Annotated in this window: 17 protein-coding genes; 4 read left to right on the top strand and 13 right to left on the bottom strand. The window is 41.7% G+C overall.

All coding sequences use genetic code 11. From position 1 onward, the window contains the following. Positions 1-264: 264 nt before the first annotated feature. Positions 265-1,989 carry a protein-disulfide reductase DsbD gene (gene dsbD / locus WDA22_11370; GenBank protein MFA5834063.1) on the bottom strand — a complete coding sequence of 575 codons (1,725 nt, stop codon included), beginning with the start codon at positions 1,987-1,989 and terminating at the stop codon, positions 265-267. A 445-nt stretch (positions 1,990-2,434) separates the two neighbouring features. Here dsbD and WDA22_11375 point away from each other — a divergent pair, with 445 nt between their 5' ends. The 4 genes from WDA22_11375 (at position 2,435) to prfA (ending at position 6,864) form a co-directional block, all read left to right on the top strand. Continuing rightward, complete coding sequence (locus WDA22_11375) at positions 2,435-2,860, top strand: single-stranded DNA-binding protein (protein MFA5834064.1); 426 nt, start codon at positions 2,435-2,437, stop codon at positions 2,858-2,860. A 70-nt stretch (positions 2,861-2,930) separates the two neighbouring features. Continuing rightward, positions 2,931-4,625: a gamma-glutamyltransferase gene (gene ggt, locus WDA22_11380; protein MFA5834065.1), complete on the top strand. Its 1,695-nt coding sequence runs from the start codon at positions 2,931-2,933 to the stop codon at positions 4,623-4,625. Between the two features lie 94 nt (positions 4,626-4,719). Beyond that, positions 4,720-5,664, top strand: coding sequence for a DUF1385 domain-containing protein (locus WDA22_11385; protein ID MFA5834066.1), 945 nt, complete (start codon positions 4,720-4,722; stop codon positions 5,662-5,664). A 114-nt stretch (positions 5,665-5,778) separates the two neighbouring features. After that, complete coding sequence (gene prfA, locus WDA22_11390) at positions 5,779-6,864, top strand: peptide chain release factor 1 (GenBank protein ID MFA5834067.1); 1,086 nt, start codon at positions 5,779-5,781, stop codon at positions 6,862-6,864. Positions 6,865-6,881: 17 nt separating this feature from the next. Here the strand turns inward: prfA and tadA are convergent, their stop codons facing one another. From tadA to WDA22_11450, 12 genes are all read right to left on the bottom strand, one after another. After that, positions 6,882-7,355 carry a tRNA adenosine(34) deaminase TadA gene (tadA, locus tag WDA22_11395; protein ID MFA5834068.1) on the bottom strand — a complete coding sequence of 158 codons (474 nt, stop codon included), beginning with the start codon at positions 7,353-7,355 and terminating at the stop codon, positions 6,882-6,884. Further along, complete coding sequence (locus tag WDA22_11400) at positions 7,352-7,903, bottom strand: histidine kinase dimerization/phospho-acceptor domain-containing protein (protein MFA5834069.1); 552 nt, start codon at positions 7,901-7,903, stop codon at positions 7,352-7,354. The genes tadA and WDA22_11400 overlap by 4 nt, the downstream gene beginning before the upstream one ends. A gap of 152 nt (positions 7,904-8,055) precedes the next feature. Next, a complete protein-coding gene (locus tag WDA22_11405) occupies positions 8,056-10,530 on the bottom strand; it encodes a glycoside hydrolase family 3 C-terminal domain-containing protein (GenBank protein MFA5834070.1) in 2,475 nt (824 codons plus the stop codon). Positions 10,531-10,553: 23 nt separating this feature from the next. Continuing rightward, positions 10,554-12,356, bottom strand: coding sequence for a glycoside hydrolase family 3 N-terminal domain-containing protein (locus WDA22_11410; GenBank protein MFA5834071.1), 1,803 nt, complete (start codon positions 12,354-12,356; stop codon positions 10,554-10,556). 4 nt (positions 12,357-12,360) lie between these two features. After that, positions 12,361-14,337: a cellulase family glycosylhydrolase gene (locus tag WDA22_11415; protein ID MFA5834072.1), complete on the bottom strand. Its 1,977-nt coding sequence runs from the start codon at positions 14,335-14,337 to the stop codon at positions 12,361-12,363. 15 nt (positions 14,338-14,352) lie between these two features. Continuing rightward, positions 14,353-16,338 carry a cellulase family glycosylhydrolase gene (locus WDA22_11420; protein MFA5834073.1) on the bottom strand — a complete coding sequence of 662 codons (1,986 nt, stop codon included), beginning with the start codon at positions 16,336-16,338 and terminating at the stop codon, positions 14,353-14,355. A gap of 18 nt (positions 16,339-16,356) precedes the next feature. Further along, positions 16,357-19,182, bottom strand: coding sequence for an aryl-sulfate sulfotransferase (locus tag WDA22_11425; protein ID MFA5834074.1), 2,826 nt, complete (start codon positions 19,180-19,182; stop codon positions 16,357-16,359). A 46-nt stretch (positions 19,183-19,228) separates the two neighbouring features. Beyond that, positions 19,229-21,385 (bottom strand): aryl-sulfate sulfotransferase, encoded by a 2,157-nt coding sequence (locus tag WDA22_11430; GenBank protein MFA5834075.1) that lies wholly within the window; start codon positions 21,383-21,385, stop codon positions 19,229-19,231. Positions 21,386-21,449: 64 nt separating this feature from the next. Further along, the gene (locus tag WDA22_11435; GenBank protein MFA5834076.1) at positions 21,450-23,075 is read right to left on the bottom strand and encodes a trehalase family glycosidase; all 1,626 of its coding nucleotides are present in this window, start codon (positions 23,073-23,075) and stop codon (positions 21,450-21,452) included. Further along, entirely contained in the window at positions 23,053-23,436 is a 384-nt protein-coding gene (locus WDA22_11440) for a GxxExxY protein (protein MFA5834077.1), read from the bottom strand. Before WDA22_11440 ends, WDA22_11435 begins: the two co-directional genes overlap by 23 nt. 176 nt (positions 23,437-23,612) lie before the next feature. After that, positions 23,613-24,824: a cellulase family glycosylhydrolase gene (locus WDA22_11445; protein MFA5834078.1), complete on the bottom strand. Its 1,212-nt coding sequence runs from the start codon at positions 24,822-24,824 to the stop codon at positions 23,613-23,615. Between the two features lie 11 nt (positions 24,825-24,835). Then, on the bottom strand, positions 24,836-25,687 hold the full coding sequence (locus WDA22_11450) for a glycoside hydrolase family 16 protein (protein MFA5834079.1): 852 nt from the start codon (positions 25,685-25,687) through the stop codon (positions 24,836-24,838). Positions 25,688-25,697 lie beyond the last annotated feature (10 nt).

The raw sequence follows: 25,697 nt of genomic DNA on the forward strand, positions 1-25,697 counted from the left end.
ACAAATATACACAAAGTTTTTTTGAAGGCAACCTTTTTGTCCGATTTTGTATCATTTTTTGTCATTATATAATTGTTATGAGTGGATTTATGATTTGAAGCACATTTATATTACGAGATAATTCCGCTTTTGGATTTTTTTAGGATGCTTGCTTACAATAAATAAACTAACTTCCTTAATATTAATTGTCATTGAAAATCTATTTTAGAAAGAGACTCTTATCGAAAGAGTTCACAGGGATTATTACCATAATCGATCTGACAGTTATTGAGCTGTTTCCAATTTCTTTAAAAACTCTTCAGCATTGACAAATCCCGTGATTCTTCCCTTCTCATTTCCGTCACCATCTATAATCAATACAGTCGGTACCCCTTTTATCTGAAACCGTTTTGTTAACGATTCAATCTCCGGTTTTCCGGACTTCGTAAGATCTGCTTTATATGTTTTGAATTTCTGCGACCGTTCAATCACTTTTGGATTTGAAAAGGTGATTGCATCCAATTCTTTGCATGGGATACACCAATCAGCATAAAAATCTATCACCATCATTTCTTTGTTTTGTAATGATTCTTCGTACTTCACTTCGGTGAAGATTTGCCAATCGGGGGATTGTTTCTTTGACGGGATCAAAGCATATGATGAGATCACAATAATCAAAAGCGATACGGCAATTTTCACCGCGCGGAATCCCTTCACACTATTCCCCTTCTTATCTATGAACATGAGGATAATGGCGGCAATGATTCCGAATACCGGAAGCAAATATAATTGGATTTCTTTTGGAAGAATCGGATCAATAAAATAGAGAGCCATACCTAACATGATGAATCCAAACAGATGCTTCACTCCTTCCATCCATTCGCCCGAACGCGGAAGATTTTTTATCTTACCGGAAAATAATGCTAAGATTAAATAGGGAAAACCAAGTCCGAGCGCCAGCACGAAGAACATCAGAAATCCCTGAAATGGATCTCCTTTTGCCGCGACGAATGTTACCAGACCGATGACAAAAGGTCCGATGCAGGGAGCGGCGACAATTCCCATCGTCAACCCCATAAAGAATGCACCGAATGAACCCCCTTTTGCTCCGCCGGCAGCGTTCATCCATGAACTGGGAAGATTAAACTCGTACACACCAAACTGACTGAGTGCAAGCACAACAAAAAGTGTCGCAATTCCAAGAATCACATACACGTTCTGAAGTAATGTCCCGAAGAGGGCACCACTTAATGACGTGACAACGCCAATCACTGAATAGGTCAACGCCATTCCCAACATATAGAGCACACCTAACAAAAAGAGTCTACTCGTTTTTCCTTCGCTTTGTCCGCCAAAATACCCAATCGTAATGGGAATCAAGGGATAAACGCATGGCGTAAGATTTAATGCAAGTCCGCCAAGAAAAATAAACAACAACGATACGGCTAGACCACTCTTTTCCAACGTTGAAGCAAGTCCGGTATCATCAGATGCATTTCCTATCTTTTGGTCAGCTTCTGTTGCTCCTCCATAAGTTTGCAAGAGTTCGGAGCCTGTTGTTTGTGCAGCGGTATCTGTTTTTTGATTTTGTGGTGTAACAGAAGATGCTGTAACATCAACCTCCAGAACTGTAGACGCCGACTTTGGGGCAAGACATGTTTGGTCGTTGCATGCTTGGTAATTCAACTTCACTTCAATCTTTTGTTTACCAACAACCGGAGCATTGTCAACAGTAAACAATAATTCTATTTGGCTATTCCCTTCAAATACAGAGACCGGCTGATCGGAAAATGAAAATGTAACATCGTGCGGTTTTGGATAATGTACTTTGGTCAACCGTATTCCTTTCCCAGTTGCCACCACTTTGGAAGCGATCAATGATTCATCATGCGGCTTGTCGGAATTAATATGCCATGGTTTTTCGATATTCGCTTGCAGTATAACTGTAAATTGATCTCCTCCCTTCACCGTCACGGGTAAAACAGAGAACGAAATTCGAACTGGTTCCACCGATTGTCCAAACATTACACAAGTAATTAGAAATAAAAAATTTATCATTACGTTCATTCGAAACATATTGTTATCGCTTTCAGTCTTTACTGTATCGCAAAAATTCATCAATGTGGATTCTCCACTGCAATTGGAATCCGGACGTACATGAAACAAACAGTCCTGATTGAACGTTCCGTGATCAGCCGAGTTTTCTCAATGTGTCCGCTCACGTTAATCATTCTGCTAATGCTGTTTCTATGCGTCGGATAAAGGATTATTTTCTTTCCTCGAATCATCACAAAATGTTTAATCATCATTGTTATAGAGAATATAAAAAAACTGATTCTTGAAAAACAGAAAAATGCCCGCTATGACCAACAAATTAAACCAATTGAGCACTTGACATTTTTTACTGTTTATTGTATGTTTTTCCCACAATTCACATTAACGTTAAGGAGGTCTTATGTCACGTAGTCTAAACAAGGTTCAATTGATCGGTAATTTGGGTAAAGACCCCGAATTGAAATATACGCCTAGCGGCGTTGCGGTCGCCACATTTTCCATTGCCACCAGCGAAAGCTGGAAAGATCAGGAAGGAAACCAACAGGAAAAAACAGAATGGCACAATATTGTTGCTTGGAGAAAACTTGCAGAAATATGCGGTGAGTATCTTAAAAAAGGAAAAAAAGTTTATCTTGAAGGAAAATTACAAACTCGAAACTATGAAAAAGATGGAATCAAACGATATATCACTGAGATTGTTGCTGATCAGTTGATTATGCTGGACGGCGGAGGCGGTGCAGGAAAAGGAAACACCGGTAGCAGTTCAGTTTCCGAATCGACCCCAGCACATTCAGATGCTCCAAAAGATGATGACCTACCGTTTTAGTTCCACTATAATATAGGATAGAGCCCTGTCATTAACAGACAGGGCTTCTTTTTTTAAAGGACTCTCATTCATGAAAAAAATTGTTTCTTCGTTATTGATCCTCATCCTCTTTGTTTCAGCTTTCCTTCAACCTGCATCCCGAAAACCGGTGAAAGCAAAAAACGGCATGGTCGTTTCAGCTGATCCGCTCGCATCCAAGGCCGGAATGGAAATTCTGAAGCGAGGAGGTAACGCCATTGATGCCGCAGTTGCCGTTGGATTCGCTCTTGCCGTCACGTATCCGGCTGCTGGAAATATCGGCGGCGGCGGATTTATGAACATCCGTTTTGCCGATGGACGATGTTACGCTATCGACTATCGGGAAAAAGCGCCGGGAGCCGCAAGCCGCGACATGTATTTGGATAAAGAGGGAAATTTTATTTCTGAAAAAAGTACGTTGGGACATTTAGCGGCAGGGGTTCCGGGTGCTGTTGCCGGAATGTTAACGGGATTAGAAAAATATGGAACTATGAATCGCAAACAGGTAATTTCTCCGGCATATGAACTCGCCGCCAAAGGATTTCCTCTTCTCGGCGAGTTGGCAGAAGATCTCAATTGGGGGAAAAAAGATTTCGAAAAATTTTCGGGAAGCAAAAAATATTTTGTCAACCCTTCCGGCGCATACAAAGAGGGTGAACTATGGAAGCAAGCAGACCTTGGGAAAACCCTCAAACGAATTATTGAAAAGGGACGTGATGGATTTTACAAAGGAGAAACAGCAGATCTTATCGTTGCAGAAATGAAACGAGGAGGCGGATTAATCTCTCACACCGATCTTGAAAATTACCAAGCGGCGATTCGAGTTCCATTAAAGGGAACATACCGCGGATATGAGATCATTTCCCAACCGCCGGTCAGTTCCGGAGGAACGGCACTGCTGCAACTGTTGAATATTCTGGAAGGATACGATTTAAAATCGTATGGCCATAATTCCGCAAAGACTATTCACCGTTATATCGAAGCAATGAGACGCGTCTATGCTGATCGCGCAGAACATTTAGGAGATCCCGACTTTTATAAAGTCCCTGTCGAATGGCTTATATCAAAACAATACGCAGATGAACGCCGCGCAACCATCGATACAGTGAACGCCAGTGAAAGTAAAAGCATCTCACACGGAAAAGCGCCACTCCACGAAAGTGAACAGACAACGCATTATTCCGTAGTTGACAAATGGGGAAATTGTGTAAGCGTTACCACCACACTCAACGGAGGATTCGGATGTTCCGTTGCTGTGGATGGCGCCGGTTTTATATTGAACAATGAAATGGATGATTTTTCCGCAAAGCCGGGAGTTCCCAATATTTACGGTGCAATAGGAAATATTGCGAACGAAATCCAACCGAACAAACGAATGCTCTCGTCCATGACACCGACAATCGTTGTGAAAGATGGAAAACCATTTATGGTCATCGGCACTCCTGGCGGAACAACCATTATCACCACCGTGATGCAGGTGATCTGTAATGTAATCGATTTTGAAATGAATATTCAACAAGCAATAGATGCTCCTCGGATTCATCATCAATGGTCGCCGGATGAAACATATTACGAACGGCGCGGACTTTCTTCCGACACTGTGGAGAAACTTGAAGCAATGGGGCACCATATGAAAGAACGACGCGGGACAAGCGGACTTGCCGAAGGGATCATTATCGACAATGCAAAAGGGATGTTATATGGCGCTACAGATCCTAGGGGATACGGTCAAGCAATTGGGTATTAAATTATCCGTGAATTTTCGTATATTGTAATACCAAACCTGTGAACTGTTTCACAGGTTTTTATTTTCAGAACACCCGACAGAGGAATAGAGCAGCATGAGCGAACAAAAATTTGATATCAATCAACCGATCCAGGTGGGAGGCCAAGCGGTAATCGAAGGGGTAATGATGCGTGCGAAAGGGATGATTGCTACAGCCGTGCGAAGAGCCAACGGCGAAATTGTGGTAAAAAAAATGCCGTTTACTTCGGTATTGGAGAAAAACCCGGTGTTCAATAAACCGATCCTCCGCGGCGCAATTGGACTTGTAGAGATGATGTACATCGGCATCAGTACGCTCAACTATTCGGCTGAAATTGCCATGGAAGATGAGGAAACTAAAAATAATATCGGCGAAAAAAAAGAACGAAAACCGCAATCAAAACTTGCGTTGGGAGCAACACTAATCTTTTCCTTGGTGATAGGGGTCGGACTATTTTTTTTCCTCCCTCTGTTTGCGGCAACACAGTTTTTTGACGTGGCCCAGAGACCGTTCGAATTCAATCTTGTCTCCGGTGCAATCCGCATCACAATTTTACTCGGTTATCTCTACGCCATTTCAAAGATGAAAGATGTCCATCGCCTCTTTCAATATCACGGTGCTGAACACAAAGCGGTTTTTGCATTCGAACAGAATGCTCCTCTCACTGTTCCGTCCGCCATTACCTATACCCGTTTTCATCCCCGCTGCGGGACGAGTTTCGTACTGCAAGTGATGTTAATTGCAATCTTGCTATTCAGTATTATGGATACGATTCTACTGCAGTTCATTGATGAATTAACATTACCGATTCGACTGTCAACGCATATTCCCTTTATTCCGGTACTCGGCGGAATATCGTACGAATTTCTTAAATATTCTGCGAAACACAGCGGAACGGCGCTCGGCAAAATGTTCGTCGCACCAGGATTATGGCTGCAAAAAATCACAACCGAAGAACCGGATGATTCAATGATGGAAGTCTCATTGGCGGCGTTGAAAGCAGCATTGCAAAAAGAGTAGAGTAAAATACCAAAAACCGATCATTCCTGTTTGACCAAAAGGAAATTTTGTAACTTCGGACAAGCGGGAATGCTTGTCCTGCTTATATTTTTTATTTTTAGTACTGTTGACGTTATGAGCAATCTTGTAGAAAAATTACAATCAATAAAACGACGCTTTGCCGAAGTTCAGGAAAAGATGTCCTCCCCTGATGTTGCCTCCAATCAGCAAAAGAGCAAAGAATTGGGACGTGAATTTCGCGAACTCTCCGAGATCGTGAAAGCGGCAGATCAATATCTTCGCGTCTATAATAATATCAACAGCAGCAAAGAGGTTCTCGAAATCGGCGGAGATGCGGAATTGAAGGAAATGGCTCTGGCAGAAATTGCAGAACTTGAACCACAATTAGTAACGCTTGAGAATGATGTTAAGTCATTGCTGGTGCCTAAAGATCCGAATGATGATCGTAATGTGATTGTCGAAATTCGCGGCGGAACTGGGGGCGAAGAAGCTGCGCTGTTCGCTTCGGATCTCTATCGAATGTACGTCCGTTTCTGCGAACGGAAAAAATGGCGCGTTGATACGCTTGATTGGAACGAAACCGACAAAGGCGGTTTTAAAGAAGTGACTATGAGCATCGACGGTGAAGATGTGTACGGCGTTCTGAAATTTGAAAGCGGTGTCCATCGCGTGCAGCGCGTTCCGGAAACGGAAGCACAAGGGCGGGTCCATACATCAGCAGCTACGGTTGCAATTATGCCCCAGGTGGAAGATGTTGAAGAAGTGGTAATTAATCCAGCCGATATTCAATTGGATACTTACCGATCCGGCGGCAAAGGTGGACAGAACGTGAATAAGGTAGAAACCGCTGTGCGTATCACACACAAACCCTCTGGCATCATCGTGGCATGTCAGCAGGAACGCTCTCAATTTCAAAACCGTGAACGTGCAATGAAGATGCTCCGTTCAAAATTATACGAAATGAAATTACAGGAACAGCAGAATGAACAGGCCGCCTCGCGAAAATCGATGGTCGGAAGTGGTGACCGTAGTGACAAAGTGCGCACATATAATTTTCCGCAAAACCGCGTGACGGATCACCGTATTGGTTTGACATTGTACAATCTTGACCGATTCATTGATGGTGATATAGAAGAGATGCTGAAATCATTGCGATTAGCAGACAGGGCGGAAAAGTTAAAGGAAGGAATTGCAATGTAAGTTATAACAAGTCGGAATTAACGTTGAGCTGCCGTATCTCTTTTTCTTCTTTTCTCAAAAAATTCTTTCACCAATCCCCCGCATTCAATATCCAACACACCGCCAACGACATGTACCTGATGGTTCAGCTTCTTATTTTCCGTCACATTCATCACACTTCCGCTTGCTCCCATCTTAGGATCATAACATCCAAACACAATCGTCGGTATGCGGGATAAGACGATCGCACCGGCGCACATAGGACACGGTTCCATCGTAATATACAGGATGCAATCTTTCAAGAATTTGTTCTCAAGATGGGCTGCTGCTGCCGTCAAAGCGATCATTTCCGCATGCGCGGTCGGATCGTGCATCATTTCTACCTGGTTATATCCTTTGGCAATAATAGTATTTTTATGGACGATGACGGCACCGACGGGGACTTCGTTCTGTTCAAATGCGCGACCCGCTTCGCGGAGTGCGTACTTCATCCAGCGCTCATGCAGCGTCATTGTTTTTTATCTGCGGGGAAAGGAGAAAGTTCTACAAGATTGCCGACAGGTGATTCGGCAACTTCATAGACCTGTGCGGTGGAAAATTCTTTTAACGCGTGATTGATGCGTTGAGAGGCGACTTCAATTTCTTCGATCTTTTTCAGCGATTCCGGATCGGTGACACGTTTCTTCAGCAGACGAGTATATCCAAGAATAATCGCCAACGGATTATTAATCTCATGCTTCAAGGTCATAATCACTTCATGAAGCGTTTGGATCTGTGTCTCTTTCAGTTCAATATGATGTTGTTGTTCCAGAAATTCTTTTTCCCTTCGGTGCAGGCGTTCCCGAAGATCGATCACCTTCACTAACACATATGAGAGTACCCACATCCACAACAGCGTATCAAAATGTTGAAGCGCATCAGACGCACCAAAATGACGATGCTTGAACTTGATATAAAAATCCATCGTGGAGATGAAGTAGTAGCTGTAGATAAAATACGAAGCAAGTATCGCTGGATACCGAAGGACAAAGTCTCGAACAGATTTATAAGCTTTTTTCATGAAAAAAAATATTGTCTCAAATAATCATTCGAATAAAGATAGTGAGAACAGCTAATGGATGCAAATAAAAGGACAAAAAAAACTTCCACCATTTCCCATTACTATACAACGCCCTGTTTCACGAGACATTGCATAGAAATTATGTCAAATGCTTATTTAATGGTTGAATTTAACAAAATATTTTTTGATGAATTGCCAATAAGTATTTGATATCCTTTTGATGAACGGGTCCAAACATTTTTCACATCATCATAATATTGAAACGAAGAAGTGTTCAATTTCAATGTGACATTCTTTTGTTCACCGGGCGCAAGGGTTATGCGTGTAAACGCCTTTAATTCTTTTTCCGGCCGGATGACTTTGGGTTTATTATCTTTCACATAGAGTTGAATTACTTCCGATCCGGCAACTGAACCGGTATTTTTTACATCGATGGAGATTTCATAGGTATTATTTTTTTTGGATTGAACTTTCAAATTTGATAATGTAAAAGTTGTGTACGACATTCCAAAACCAAACGGAAATAACGGTTCAACATTTTTCGTATCGAAATATCGATACCCAACCATGATACCTTCTTTATATTCCACCTCGCCATTAGCGCCCGGAAAATTTCCAAACGCCGGATAATCTTCCCATTTTTTTGCTATCGTAAAGGGAAGTTTCCCTGAAGGATTTTGAATTCCCGTAAGCACCTCAACCATCGCCTGCGTTCCTTCCTGTCCCGGGAAGAATGCCCACACCAATGAACGGACATTATTGATCCATGGCAAAAGGTTCACTTGTGCACCGGCATTCAGGATAACGATTGTATTTTGATTCACTTTTGTAACTTCGTTGATCAATTGGATCTGATTCTCAGGCAGATCGATCGATTGACGGTCGGAGCCTTCCGACTCTTGATGCTGTGAATGACCGGCAAAGATCAAAGCCACGGAACTTTGTTTGGCAATCTCAACAGCTGCGGTCAGTTCGTTTTCGTTCGGCTTTGTCCAACCTAATAATGCAACAGCATCCCCGCCGTTCTCATAATACTCTACTTTCACATCGTAAAATTTTGCTGCGTCAAGATTGACCTTGACCGTGCGTGCTTCCACTCCATGGTCCATCCAATTGTCGATAAGGAGTTTTCCATCAATAAATAATCGAATGCCATCATCACTCGCAGCCGTGATCTCATATGTTCCGGTCAGATCAGGTTTAAGTCTGCTCGTCCACCGGACAGAAAAATTATCGACACCGAAACCTTCAGCGGGTTGTTCACCTCCCCAACGGAATTCAATATTCTTGTCAACACGACGAAGGGCGGGCTCTCCTTTTAATTCCTTATTGTTGAAATATTCAGCTAGCAGCCCATTTTTCCCTGTTGTATCATTCGGAACAAAAAAGAATTGCGGTTCGATTGTAGGAACATCACTGATAAGCCTGGCACCCATAGCAAAAGAAATTGATGAATTCGGAAATGCCTTTTTAATTCCATCCAGCGGTGTTTCTCTGAACGCCGGAACAACCATCGAACTACCGCCACCGCCACTTCGCAGAACATCAGCATTCGGTCCGATAACAGCAATGGACTTCACTGAAACTGGACTCAACGGAAGCATATTATTTTCATTCTTCAAGAGAACGATGCCAGCCCGGGCAACATCTAAAGCGACGGCACGATGCTCGGGGGCGTTCGTCATCGGCTTTTCAGACGGCTTATCAAAATATCCCATACGGAACATCACTCGAAGCATGCGTTTTATCTTATCATCAACCGTCGATTCTTTTACCTTCCCATCTTTTTTAAGAGGAAGAAGTTTTTCTTTCGTCAGAAAATCACCTCCTGGCATTTCAAGATCAAGTCCGTACGTAACAACACCCTCCGTGTTATGAACAGCTCCCCAATCGGACATAACAAGTCCGTCGAACTTCCATTCCTTCTTCAATACAGTATTGAGAAGCATTTCATTTTCGCTACAATACTGCCCATTCAATTTATTATATGCGCACATAATTGCTTCGGTCTTTGCCTCCTGTACCGCCGCTTTGAATGCAGGAAAATAAATTTCGTACAAAGCGCGTTTATCCACTTTGGCATTCACACTCATCCGATCTGTTTCTTGATTGTTGACTGCAAAATGTTTTGTGGTCGCAACAACACCTTCACCTTGCACACCTTTTACATACGAGACAGCGATTCGTGATGTCAGGAACGGATCCTCTCCATAACTTTCAAAATTACGTCCCCCTTGCGGCACACGATTAATGTTCACACATGGGCCGAGGATTGTATTTCTTTCCTTCGCTTTTGTTTCACGCGCTAGCGCCCATCCATATCGGCCGGCAAGCGATGTATCAAATGTCGCCGCCAGCATAATCGCTGAAGGAAATGCAACGGAAGAATCCCAACGAACACCGACCGGACCGTCCGTCATCGTCAACGCAGGAATGCCGAGCCGTGCAAGTGGTTTGGATGCAAAACCGGTTCCGCTGAGCATATCCACTTTTTCTTCCAACGTCATTTGTTTTAACAAATCGCTAACGCGATCTTCTATTTTTGCTGCTGAATTTTTGTAGAGCGGAGTCTGAGAGATTCCCAGACTAAATCCAACAAGTAATAAAACGAAGAGTTGTTTCTGCATCGTATATCCTTCCGTAATTAGTATTAATAGATCAGCCCAAAACCATAAGGAAATAACGGATCATAATTTGAGTCACCTTCATTGATTGGAACTTGTTGAATGGTGCGGGGCCAAGAGTGAGGAAGTTTTCCTGAAAAATTATAGTCACCAAACAGCACATCGGACAGACCACGGCCTTCGGTACCGGGAAGCCACGCCGCTACAAATGCATCAGCTTGTGTTAATGCCGAATTGATGATCAAAGGACGACCGGAAATAAGAACGACTACCACAGGAATATTTGTCGCTTTCACCAATGATATTGCATTTTGATCTTCCTGCGACAATGTAAGCAGATTATTATCTCCTGCCCCTTCGGCGTATGGAGTTTCTCCGACCACGATAATTCCCACATCTGCACCTGCTGCCCCGCTTCCATCCAAAGAGTATGTTACAACGGTGTTCGAAGAAACTGTTTGTTTCACCGCATTCAGTATTGATGTACCTGTTGTTATTGCTCCGCTTCCCCCTTGCCAGGATATTGTCCACCCTCCGCATTGGTTGCCAATATTGTCTGCATTTTTTCCGGAGACATGAATTCTGTTCAGATTTTTTTTCAACGGAAGTGTGGAATCCGCATTCTTCAAAAGCACTAACGATTGCCGTACGCACTCTCGAGCTACCAGACGATGTTCATCGGAACCGATCTGCGATGTAAATGTCCGATCCGTGTATGGTTTTTCGAATAAACCCATCTGCAATTTCACTCTTACGATTCTTCGAACTGCATCATTAATTCGAATCATCGGCACTTTACCGGCAGTCACAAGTTTTTTAAGCTCCGCTATGAATGTCACATAGTTGTATGGTACCATCACCATATCAATTCCGGCATTAATGGCAATTTCAATATCCGTCGGATAATCGCCTGCTAATTGATCGATCGCTGCCCAATCAGATACAACAAAACCTTTAAACCCCAATTCCGTTTTCAGGACATCAGTAATTAAATATTTGTGCCCATGCATTTTGATATTGTTCCAACTGTTGTACGAAACCATCACTGAACCTAATCCCTGCTTCATAGCTTCTATATAACCAGGCAAATGGAGCGCACGTAATTCTGCTTCTGATAATTGCGTGTTCCCCTGATCGTCACCACCCATCGTTCCGCCATCACCAACAAAGTGTTTAGCGCAGGCAAGAATTTCTGTTGATCCGCCGTTTAGCGAACCTTGAAATCCTTTTACAGAGGCAGGAGCCATCATCGACTGCAATTCCGGAGTTTCACCAAATCCTTCATACGTTCTTCCCCACCGTTCGTCTCGTGGAACAGCGATACACGGTGCAAACGTCCAATCGATCCCTGTGCCAGCGACTTCTTTTGCTACAATGGCAGAAGCCCTTTGCACTAATTCTGGATTCCGGGTTGCACCCATACCAATGTTTTGCGGAAAGATGACAGCCCCTTTTACATTATTGTGACCATGGACAGCATCAATACCATACAACAGCGGAATTTTTAACCGCGTTTGTAAAGCATATGCCTGAAATCCGTCATACATATCTGCCCAAGCGACAGGAGTATTTATTGCAGGTGCAGAACCACCTCCGCTCAGCAATGAACCGAGAAAATACGTTTTAATATCAGACGTACTCCGTAATGCCGAACGTTCTGCCTGTGTCATCTGACCAACTTTCTCATCGAGAGTCATCTGCGACAACAGATCATCAACTCGTTCGTCGATAGATTTTGTTTTTGCAGCAGTCACGTTTGATTCATCTTTTTTACAACCGGGAACTAAAAAAAGAAACAATAGCGATATAAGGAAATAAATGTTTTTCATAAAATCATTTCAAAAGCATAAGCATTTTTGTGGAAGAAAAATTTCCTGCCCGCACCGTGTAATAGTATACTCCGCTGGGAAAATCTGATGCGTTCCATTGAACGGAATGTTCTCCCTGTAGCTTTTCATCACTTACTAACGTAACGACTTCTTTCCCAAGAAGATCATATAATTTCAATGATACAAATTCATTCGTTGGTATTTGGTACCGAATTGTTGTTGTGGGATTAAACGGATTTGGGAAATTCTGTTTAAGAGAATATTGAACGGGAATTGTTTCACCGCCAACTGAAGAGATTGGTCCGCTATATGCGACATCAACATAATTAAGATTGAACCCTCCAAAATATTGGTTTAATGTTAAGAGGTGCATTCCCGCGGTTAGGTCAACGGTGCCGAGCGTTGTAGTACCCCAAGATTGCCAGCCGCCGGTTTGCGATAACGGAACCAACACTTGATCTTTTTCATCCCAACGCATTCCAATGTACCCTCCGGCATTACTTACGGCCGCTCGGAGGTTCACCTTGTATGAACCACTTTGTGTGACATTTACCGTATATGTTGTAAATTCCCCTGTTTCCGTCCAACCGATGTTATATCCATTGGTAATGTCGTCGGAGCATTTTTCAATATCTACTCCGTCATTTCGGTATGTCCATCCATTATTCCACGTAGACTTATTGTCCGTATTTGTGTAGACAATATCTTTGTAAGCAATTCCGTTTTTTCCATAATCATAGTTTGTAAGGAATATTTTTCCGGGAATGGTATTGGAAGCGTATGGTCTTCGCGCATTATCGTACGGTTGGCGAATCATGGCATCAATCACTCCCTCGTTATAGATGCATTTTTCCAATGCTAATCCTTCTGCCATTCCCATGAGACCTTTCATTGCATCGTCTGCAGTTGGTTTTGTTGCTTGACCTTTCCAGTAACGAAGAAGTGCTTCATATTCGTTGCTCATGGGAATAGAAAATGGACCGTTGATGGTTGCAAATTTTTTTAACGTCCACCAAGACCATCCGATTTTGTTGCTTTCCAACAGCGAGATACAATCCGTAAACCATGAATTTGAATTTTCTCCGGATTCCCCCATCCATAAAGGACGATTTGTGTTACTTCGAAGGGTCAACAAATAGTTAATCGAATTACCATCAGTCGAATTCCAATATTTATGGAAACTCCATACCATATTGTCATCCCACGCAGGAGTCATTCCATTAAAATCAGTCGCATACCAATTCCCCTCGACAAAGATAATATGCGTGGTATCGACAGAGCGAATTGCTGCTGTAATTGCCACCGAAAGATCTCGGAGAGGTTTGTTCGATGGTGGAAGATCCCATGCCGGTTCATTCAGAATATCATATCCGCCGATCCATTGTTCATTTTTATACCATTCCGCCAGTTTTTTCCAAAGTGCAATCGTCCTTTGTTTATTTGAATCACTTTGCCATAATGAAGGATTTGCCGGATTGTAGTCGCTGATATTATTTGCGCTCTGTCCTCCCTGAGCCCCATGAAGATCAAGGATCAGATATATTTTACTATCGGCACACCAACGCAGCAAACTATCAGTAATGACGAATCCTTCTGTTCTCCAAGTTCCATCTGCATTCATATAGAAATCCCAATGCATCGGTAAACGAATGGAGTTGAATCCGAGTTGCGCCAAACGTTCGATATCTTTTCTTTGCACAAAATTTTGCCGGAATGCATTCCAAAATGTATCTGCTCGCTGAATACCAACCACATCGATTACTTTTTTCTTGATTTCCCACGGTGCATTTGCAAATGAAGACATTTGAAACATGTACCCTTCGGGAAGCATCCATCCTCCGAGCCCCATACCCCGCAGGATAATCTCGTTTCCTTGCCCGTCAACAATCGTCGTTCCGGAGACTTTCAGGAATCCATCACATAATGCGACAGATGAATGAATAATGACAAACATAACAATGAAACAATTTAGTTTTTTCATAAGCGTAATGAGAGATCACTTCAGCAGAATCATTTTTTTTGTGGAAGAATGTGAGCCAGCACGAAGTCGGTAGAAGTATATTCCCGAAGCAAGTGTGGATGCATTGACATTCACAGAATGAATACCAGCCGGCATCTGTTTCTGAAATATATCCATCACTTTCATACCGAGAATATCATATACAGTAAGACTGACGAACTCATTCGACGGTAATTGGAATTGAACCGCTGTGTTTGGATTAAATGGATTTGGATAATTTTGCATCAGCGAAAATTCTTTAGGAACATGTAAATCGTTTTTTACCGAAAGGGTGCCCACATTTGTGAGGTCTATGTAATTAACTCTTAATCCGCTCCCATAGAGAGTAAAATTCAGCGTATGAGTTCCGGCGGTGAGATCAATTTCAAATAGATCCTGAGATTTCCATGTCGGCACATCTCCCTCTCCGGTCTTTGCAATAGTCGTAAAACTCGAAGCAGAGTTATCCGGAGTGACAACAATAACCCCGCCATCTGCGTTTGCTGCAACCCGAGCCGAAAATAGATAGGTAGCATTTTGTGCAACGTTTATCGTAAACTTTAAAAACTCGCCTGCTTTAATATTAAAGACATTGTAACCATTCGTGATTGTGTCGGAACAGCTTTCGATATCTACGCCATCATTACGGTATTGATCGCCAGAATTCCAACCCCACGCTCCACCTCCGGCGTTTTGATAATCTTTATCGCCGTATGCAATACCTTGTCTGCCATAGTCGTAGTTTGCAGCATAAAGTCTTCCTGGAATTATATTCGGTGCGAATGGAAGAGTAGCGGAAGAGTCTGAAACCTGTCGGAACATTGCATCAATGACTCCCGAATTAAATGTGCAGTTTTCCAATTGTAAACCTTCTGCCATATCCATTAATCCTTTCATCGCAAAATCGACCGATGGTTTTGTTTCCTTTCCACTCCAATAGCGCAGCAAATAATTATATTCCGGTGTTATCGGGACTGAAAAGAGGCCATTCGTTGCATTAAATTTCTTCAATGTCCACCATGACCAGCCAATATGATTCGCCTCCATCAATGATATGGCATCAGTAAACCATGTATTAGAATTTTCTCCCGATTCTCCCAGCCATAACGGACGATTTGTTGTATTGCGTAATGTTAACACAAAATTTATTGAAGCAATGTCATTGGGATTCCAATACTTATGAAAACTGTACACCATATTTTTGTCCCAAGGGGGAGTTAAACCTGTAAAATCATTTGCCCATTGGTTTCCTTCAATAAAAATAATATGTGTTGTATCAACAGAACGGATCGAATCAGTGATGGCGATGTACAAATCGCGCAACGGCTGATTGTTCGGTTTAAGATCCCACACTGTTTCGTTGAGAAGATCATAACCGCCGATCCATGGTTCATTTTTGTATCGTTCAGCAAGTTTTTTCCACAGATTGATCGTCATTCTCTTATTCGTATCGCTTTGCCATAACGATGGATACGGATAATGATAATCGCTGATGTTGGAAGTATTTTGTCCGCCAGGCGCGGCGTGAAGGTCGAGAATTAAATAGATGTTATTATCCGCGCATTGACGCAGCAAACTATCAACAATGGTGAAACCTTCGATCAGCCAGCCACCGGAAGGGTTCATAAAAAATTCCCAGTGCAATGCTACTCGAACAGAATTAAATCCTAACTTTGAAAGATGTTCAATGTCTTTTCGTTGAACAAAATTCTTTCTATACGCAGTCCAAAATGAATCAGCTTTTTGCTGACCGACAACACCGATAACTTTTAGTTTCATTTCCCAAAAGGCATTGGCAAATGCAGAGGTCTGCAGCATATATCCTTCAGGGAGAAGCCAGCCACCCAGTCCGATTCCGCGAAGCAATACTTTTTCATTCTTGTCGTTAACAATATACTGACCTGAAACTTTTAGGAATCCTCCGGCAATCATTGAGGACGAGCTGAGCAGCAATAATACAAATACTATCCGTATTGATTTCATAGATTTCTTTCGATCAACTTATTTGATGAGTGTCATTTTTTTAATTGAAGAAAATTTTCCTGCTTGTAAACGATAGAAATACACGCCTGCAGATAATGAATGTGCCTCAAATTCAACAGTATATGTTCCTGAATTTTTTATTTCATTCACCAAGGTAGCAATTTCTCTTCCAAGCACATCGTATATTTTCAATGTCGTATAACTGCCGGTCGGCAGTTGATAATTGATGACGGTCGTTGGATTAAATGGATTGGGGTAATTTTGGAACAAGGAATATCTCACAATAGAATTTTCTCGATCGAAAACACCTGAAATGCCGCTTCCTATCGTGAATGAATTATCACTGCGGTCATTGATACCTTCATGGTTCACACTGGTAATCGTAATGTTGTAGGAAGAATCACTTTGAAGCGATGATGGAACTTTCCATGCGATTGCATTGGTACGCGAAACAGCGGAATCGACAATAATCAATGCCTGCACGCTTCCCTTCGTCAATACAACTCTCACGGTATCACGAACGTTTGTTTGCCACCGAATAATATAGGTAGAATCGAAATATATTCGCTCGCTACCGTTCGGGTTCAATATTGTGATAAACGGAGACCCAGTACGGAATACAAAAATGTTCGACCAATCACTTGTATCCGCAGCATTGGTTGTATTCACCCTCCAAAAATACTTTGAATTATTATTCAGATTCTTTAGTGCAAATGAAGTCATCGTTAGATTTTTGGTATCCACAACCAGGTTTTGGAATGCAGAATCGGTAGCAACCTGAAGATGATAGGTTTGGACAACCCCTCGTATTCCCCAATGCAAATTCACAGCTGATTCTCCATTGACAATTTCATTTTGTTTGGGCGAAATTGGATTTGGTGCATATGCCGTTACACTTTGCGGCATACCGAACGCAAAGTCCCCAAAATCGCTTGTTGTAAAGAGAAGTTCATTCTTTACGGAATCGTAACCTGTTGGAAGAGGAATAAAAATTTTACTGTACAGCGGTCGTACATACACCACAGTTTTTTTAGGGTTGGAGATTCCACGATACTTACTGACATCGACCTGTACCAAACCTTTATATGAGGTTATCAGCTCACCTTGAATTTTAAAAAAACTGGGATCCATTAGCGGCGCCTGTTCAATAAAGTCCGGATCGATGGGCGCATAATTATATTTCGTCACAATTGCGTTTGAATACATATCTGCCGCCAGTTGTTGGAACGTGATCGTTATTCCAGTAGTATCTGCCGCTTTATTAAACGTATATGTATTTCCCTGCAACACTTCTGATACTGTCACGGAAGCTCCCGGCATTTGGCTTATCCATGGAAATTTATACGAGCGGTATGAAAACTGACCGACAGGGAAAAATATTTCGAGTGCAACAGAATTATCGGGTTGTAATTCCGTAAACGCCGGAGAACCGCTTGCAGCCCCACCTCTACTCCATCCCACAATGGTATTCCCGTTCGGCAGTCGTTGCACGGAACCACCTGAAGCGGTATAAATATCAGGTACGTGTCGATATTCCCATACCAGTGTAACCGTTTTATTCTTTTCGTCGAGTCTATATTCAACGCCCCGGGAATACATTGGCGTGTGCTGATCACCGTTGTCAAACAGTGTAATATTTCCATTTGGTAAAATGCTCATATGATGCGGATACGAAAAATAATTTGGCGCATTGAATTCGTGTTCGTTGATAAATGTAAATTCATTTTGTTTTCCTCCCAAAATCCAATCAACATTTCCTGTCAGTCGGTTAATTTTAACGACGTTAGATGTATGTCTCAATACAATGAAAATATTTCCGTCTTTATCGACTTCCAATGCATTCCCGTGTGAATAGTCAACAGTTTGAGTAGTAAGATTAATATAGGATGATGTAATAGGAAGATAATCCCACGTGCGCCATTGAAAGACAACATTTTTAGATGCGTCCAGTTCCTGAATTATCGTTCCAATAACCGTTGCATCGGGTTTACCGCCGGACACGATCAGACTCATATCAACAGGCTGGGAATCATAGGCAAGCAATAACGAATGACCGTTCGGGAGAAGCAAAAAATCGTGTGAATCTGCAGTATATCCATTTCCACATTTAAAAGTATCAATAGGGGTTAATGAAGTATCTGTCACGATATGCCTTCCGTTTTCCGAAAATGATAATTCTCCATTCGGCAGTACTTTAAAATTCGATTCTGCTTGTGCAAACTTTTTATATTTAATGATACTACCATTATTATCTGCTATAAGTATATAATTCCCGTACGGGGGTTTACTTACCGCCGGCTTGTTTGCTATAAATATTTTTCCGTCGTAAGGGTTGTGTGATGTCCCAACCGTTATCTTCGGAAAATCCGTCGGAAGCGAATCAGCTTGAATGGTTAAACTATTGTTTGATGTATCAGTGTAAGAATCTAATATTGGTGCGATTTTTTGAGATTGATTTACGATTTCTCTTGCAGGAGAAATGGTAAAAGAAAATGAGAGCGGGCCAATCTCTTTACCGGCAGTAGTTTTTATACCGCTTAAAAGATTAACAGTTACCACTTCGTTGGGAATGAACTTTTTGAAAGGTTGAAAGACCAACGTTTTGTCGTCATCAGAAAGAATAAGTGTCCCTTTCTGTATTCCAGACTCAGATCCGCTTACCACAAAAAAATATTCTTGAACGCTCAATTTGTCAATGAACGATCCCTGTTTCAGAATGATATTTGTTTCCCGTGAATTTAGCATTGAATTAGGTTTGGGTGAAATGTATTGAAACGCTGATGTTTGTGCCAATGTCATTTGGCCAAGACAGACAATAAAAAGAAGTAGGAACTTAGTTTTCATGATATTCACTTTCAGATTGATAAAAAAACGTCAAGCCATAGCCGGTCTATTTAAGGATCATTAATTTTTTTATTGCTGATAACTTCCCGACTTGCAGTTTGTAAAAATATACTCCGCTGGATAAATTCAACGCATTGAATGGTACTGAATATGTTCCTGCTTCTTGTCCATGATGTACAAGCGTTGCTACTTCGTTCCCTAACACATCAAATACTTTTAAGGACACAACATTTGCTCCCGGAAGGTGATATTGGATCACTGTATGAGGATTGAAGGGATTTGGAAAATTTTGATGGAGTAAGAATTCGCTCGGGAAATTTTCACTCTTACCGTCCACACCTGCGGGGATTATCTGCTTTATCGATACATTATCGATTAAAACGTCAATGTCCGATAAGCCACAGTTAAACACAACCTTTGCAGCATTATCGGTCGGATCCTGCATTGTAAAATCAAACGAAAAATGTTTTTTCGTTGTCGTCAACGCAATTAAACCTGTTTTACTGTAATTCGTATTCGGAGCAGCAGACATCGCGATTTTAATTTCCATTGAGCGATTCCCTGCCGCATACGCATCAAACTCAAATCGATATTTCAACCCGTTGATGATCGGGATATTTTCCTGAACCAACTGTACGTGCCATGTTTGCGTTCCGCCATTGCCGATCTGCGCCAGTAATTCTCCGTCGGTCACAAACGGCACGCCAACACCAGGAGACGTGACATTGTAATTCCAGGAGATTGTCCCATCGGAAAAATCGCCGTTCACAACAAGATTTTCTCCCGGAGTCAGAAATCTCACAAGAATAGATTCCTCATTGGAGAATGGACTTTCATTTCCGGCACTGTCTTTTATCGTCACGCGGAAGTAATATCGTTTCCCATTTTTGAATCCTGTAACATCAATAGCGGATACTGAAGTTGAATCGATCACACGAGTTGGGTTGGGAAGGGAATCACAATACAGAATATATTTGTGGTAAGTTCTTTGGTCAAATGTATTCATCAATAACGTTACCTTGTCGCTTCCCGGTTCAACATTAATGACAGGCGTTGTTGCTTTTCCTTTCCACGGAAATCGAAATACTCTGTAGCTATGATTAAAGTTGACAAATCCCAATTCCATTGCTACTGTTCCACCAGGTGTTACCTCCGTTAATTTCGGCAGTGATCCGTCTGCCCAATTAATCAACGTGTTGCCGTTCGGAAGTCGCTGTACATTTCCCATCCACCATGTATAACGATCCGGAGTATGACGATACTGCCAAACGAGCGTAGCAGTCATTGCAACAGTATCCAATTTGTACTCCACCGCACGGCTGACGGAAGGAGAATGATAATTTCCATTGTCCATCACCGTATAATTGCCGTTTGGTAAAACACGTATATCGTGCTGATATGAAGGACCGTTCAATGGATCATTTACATAGGTAAACTGATTGTTCTTCCCTCCAAAACGCCACATCACCCTGCCGGTTGTTCGATTGATCTTCATGATTTCTGAAAGGTGACGATTCGAAATAAGAATATTGCCATCAATATCAACTGCAATGGCATTCATGTGAACATAATCTATTGTTTGAGCGGTCAGGTTTACATGAGTGGCATCAAGAATATTCAGATTGTCCCAACATTTCCATTCGAAGAGGACGTTTCCTGCAGGGTCAATCTCCTGCAGATGATTTCCAATGATTGTAGCATTCGTGTTTCCGCCACTCACTAACTTGCTCATGTCGATAGTTTTGTTTTCCAACGCTATCAGCAAAACATTTCCGTTGGGAAGAATCTGTAATTCGTGTTCATCAGTACCAAATCCGTTCTTTGTCGTAATCTCGCGAGTAACGGTATAGGATGAATCCATTTCATAAAACCGGTAATACGGATCGGCGAGACGATATGACAACATTCCATTCGTTTGCACTTTAAAATCGCGGGCATTAGCAGGCATTTTTCGATAAAAAATCGGTGAACCATTGTTATCAAGAATTGCGATATACGGTGTGCCTCCCCAGTTATTGATAAAAATATATCCGGAGTCTGGGTTATTACGGATTGAGATCTTCACATGAGGATAATCGGATGGGACTGAAACACCATTGGGGAAAATAAATGCAGTTGTCGAGGGCTTCACCGTGATCGGCTGCGCACTAAGGATCGAGCAACATATCACCACAATGAATATGCATAATAAATATTTTTTCATAATTACTTTGAAACATCAGGTATCGTATTTTCATTCGTACGTTATTGGCCGTAGGGCTCTTCGTTTATTCTACAACAATTCTTTGCGCACCTTGTTTAATCTGTAATGTTTTCTGTTCTTTACTATCAACAATCACACTCAACTCGAATGGATGGTTCGCTACTATATGAAGCTCAGCCGATTTGCCAACACCGACACGTTTTTGGCAGATCAATGTTGCCGAGATATCTCCAAACTTCAATTGTTCAATTCCATGACGATCGATTCTGCTGATATGCCACACCAATCTGTTATGCACCCCATCAGGACGAAAACCAAGAACATTTTCAATAAGCAACTGTATCGGACCACACCCAGTCCAGCCGACAAAATCTTTTTGGGAAGGATTTCCGCGCATCATCAGATCGGGAGAATAGTTTTCCCATAATGTTCCAGTTTTTTTATATACGATCGACAACCCATCGAGATATTTTTCGGCGGCAATCGTTGCAAATTCGTTAAACGAATAATCTGTCGCGTTATCGCTTTCGCGTCCGTACTGTTCCAATCCTTTGAGAACCATCACGTTTGTCGGTGCCCATACGCCTCCGAGCCAATATTTTCCATCCGGACGATATTCTTTTTCGTCTGCCGCTAACGACGGAAATGGTATTGAACGCCAAAAAGATTTTGAATCTTTTAAATGTGTAAGAAGACGTTTTGCCTGCTGAAGATCGGCAATTCCTGCCAGCATCGGCCAAAACCCTCCAATAGATTTCATTTTCTGCTGAACACCGTTATCATCGACATTGTAATAGAAACCGTCGACTTCATTCCACATCATCTGATTGATTCGTTGTGAAATATCGTTTGCCAACGATTCATATTTTTTTGCGTCATCATTCTGTTTTACTTCACTGCACATGAAAGCAAGATTGCGATAGAATAACACCATTTGCGAAGACATGTCCACCCAGCCTGAACCTTGCAGCGGAATATTATCCATCCCGGAACCTAATCCGGTGTTCCAATACAATCCATGTTTAGTATTCTCTTTTTTCCTATTCTTTTCTAACCATTCAGCATAGTGTATAAGCGGTGGAAGTACCGAAGTAAATCGGGATTGATCTCCGGTGACTTTATACGATTCAACTTCTACCCAGGCAAACAGCGGAGGATTAACAGTATGCTCACGCCCAACAAAGACATAATCTTTTCCGTCTGCTTCCTGTATTTCCCGACAAATGTAGCCATTCTCATATTGGCGTGAATAGAAATTATCAAGCGATTGAATCGCCGGAAAAATAGAGTGACCATACCGGGCAAACATTAACATAAAAATCGTATCCCATTGAAATATACTTGGGGAAAATGCCTCATCAATGTAATCCGATACGAATGGTGAACCTTGTGGCGGTCGTTTGAAATGATCAAACGCGAGCGACCATGCCTTCCAATACAACGCTACGTATTCAGGATTGTTTTCAAGAATGGGGGAAGGAAGTTTCGCTCGGTTCTCTTTAAATGTCGGAATGGACGATCCAGTGTAATCCTTTTTTGAAAAATACATTCCGCGTTTACCTGAGTCTTCATATTGTGCGTTTAGGATAAGAGTTATTGTCAATAGGACACAGATGACACGGAAAGAACGGACTTTCGCGGGTTTAATTTCTTCATTCATCCATATTTTATTCAATTGATTTTCTAACATTGGAAAAAATCTTCCTCCTGAACTCAGGTTTTTTACCAAAATTTAATAACAGACCTACTTCAATATCTGTAGCTTTCAAATAATTAATCAATTGTGCTTCGTGTTCATCCCGAAGTGATTCTGCAGCTTTCAACTCAATAATCACTTTATGAACTATAATGATGTCGGCAAAATAGTCGCCGACTTTTGCATTGAGATAAAATACCTTAATGTTCTTTTGTTGTTCGAGGATAAATCCGAGATGATTTAACTCGATGAGTAATGCGTTTTCATAAACTTTCTCCAAAAATCCATACCCTAATGTATTATAGACTCTATAAAAAGCATGTATAATCTTTGAAGTAATATTTTCATGCAACATACATTCTCCATAGTGTTAAATGATGAATGTGAAAATATATACTTCAAACAAAAAAATAAACGATGATGCCTCTTATAACTATGGTTTTTCAGATAGAACACGGATATCGCGGATAACACTGATCTTCGCGGATATTTCTATCTGTGTAAATCCGTCAGATCCGCGTTATCCGTGTTCTATTTCTTTTTTAATCCCAACGACTTCATATACCCATCATTCACTGTGCAATTGATGAATTTGCAATTTTCCAGATAGTCGGCGAATGCCTTTTGGATTACAGAGTGTGACGGTTTTGCGTCCCGAAAATCTTTGTAGGTTGTTCTCGGTTTGTTTACATAGGTGATAATTGAATCCCATTCCGTTGTTTGTTTGATTGAGACCATATTGCTCGGCGAGTCCATCTTTTTGTACGGCCAAAAACACCAGCCAAAATTGTTTTTCTCATTCAATCTGCGCCATGCATCGATCCATCGATCGGTATTCTCGCCGGATTCCCCCATCCAAATAGGAACATTATATTTTTTTGAGAAGTCCGCATATTCCTGCACATGTTCTTGTGTTGTGTCGCACCAATATTTATGGTACGTATAGACGGTTTTTTTATCGAATGGCGGGCCGAACACTTTGAAATTTCCGTTCCACTGCGCACCACCAAGAAACACCACATGGTTCGTATCAACTTCACGGATAGCGGCAACAAGCCGTTTATAGAATGGTTCGAGCTTATCGTTAAATTGCGTCGCGTCAAAATATGTTGCGATCGGTTCGTTCAAAAAATCATACCCTATCACAATCGTTTCCTGAGCATATCGTTTGGCAATTTCTCTCCATAAATCAACTGTCAGTTGTTGCGCCTCGGTGCTTTCAAATAAAAAAGGGTACCCGTAACTGTCGTCAATGTTATCTCCTGTCTGTCCACCGGGAGCGCAATGCATATCAAGAACAACGTACAACTTCTCTTCCCTGCACCACGCAATCACACGATCCAGCATTTCAAAACCTGGACCGGCAAATCGTGTTTCATGATCTTCGGAAACAAACAAGCGGTAATTAAACGGCACGCGAATAGAATTTAGTCCGCTTTTTTTAATGAATGTGATATCTTCCTTCGTAATATAATTGTCACGGTATTGTTTCCAGAATTTTTTTGTTTCTTCCGGCCCTAAGAGTTGATTGAATGTTTCATTGATCCGCTGCGGCGAGTTGGTATGAGTAAATTTGAACATATACCCTTCAGGTACAAGCCAATTTCCAAGATTGATACCGCGGAGAAGAATCGGTTTGCCATCCGGAGTTATTATGTTCTGTCCCTTTGTTGAAACAAACGTGTTCTGCTGTGAAAAAAGTAATGAGAAACAGAAAAGCATTAAAAGACAATAATGTTTCATAGCATCCTTTCTTAGTTAGTTTTTTCATATACACGCACATAATCAATAACCATTTTTTGAGGGAAAATGGAATTATCTATCCCTTGTGCCCCGCCCCAATCTCCGCCAACAGCAATATTAAGAATAAAGTGAAAACGTTTATTGAACGGCCATCCCTGCCAGCCGGATCCGTCGTTCCACGATGTAAAATATTTTGTTCCATCCACGAAAAAATCAATCCGATCAGCATACCAATCAATCGCATAGGTGTGAAAATCGGTTGATGCGTTTGCAATTTTGACCGTTCCTGATTTCTGAGTGCCGATCTTAAAATAATATTTTTGACAGTGGGTTGATCCATGAATAACGTTTTGGTCATATCCGACATGTTCCATAATATCAATCTCACCGCTCGCCGGCCATCCACCGTATTCCCAATCTGTCGGAAGCATCCAAATGGCAGGCCATGTCCCTTTTCCAAAGGGAAGTTTCGCTCGTATCTCAAAATGTCCGTATGTCCAATCCCCTTTATATTTTGATCTCATCCGTGCAGAAGTATATTGCTTACCTTGATATGCTTGCTTCTTTGCAACAATGGTTAATGCGCCGCTGTCCACATACGAATTCTCAAAACCTTCAGTATAGTATTGTAATTCATTATTACCTCCTCCGTTGCCATTGACTTCATACCCCCATTTACCGGAATCAACAAAAGATCCGTTAAATTCATCATTCCAAACTAATTTCCATCCCGGTAGAACCAGAGAAGTATCCTGGGCAGTCGTTGTCGATTCAATGATTTTTGACGGCCCATCTTCCTTGCATCCTGTCATTGGAAATGAGCATAAGAGCAATGTCATGAGAGTAATCATATTTTTTTTCATAGGTTGTAAT

Source organism: Bacteroidota bacterium (assembly GCA_041658205.1).
Classification (GTDB): domain Bacteria; phylum Bacteroidota; class Ignavibacteria; order UBA10030; family UBA8401; genus UBA8401.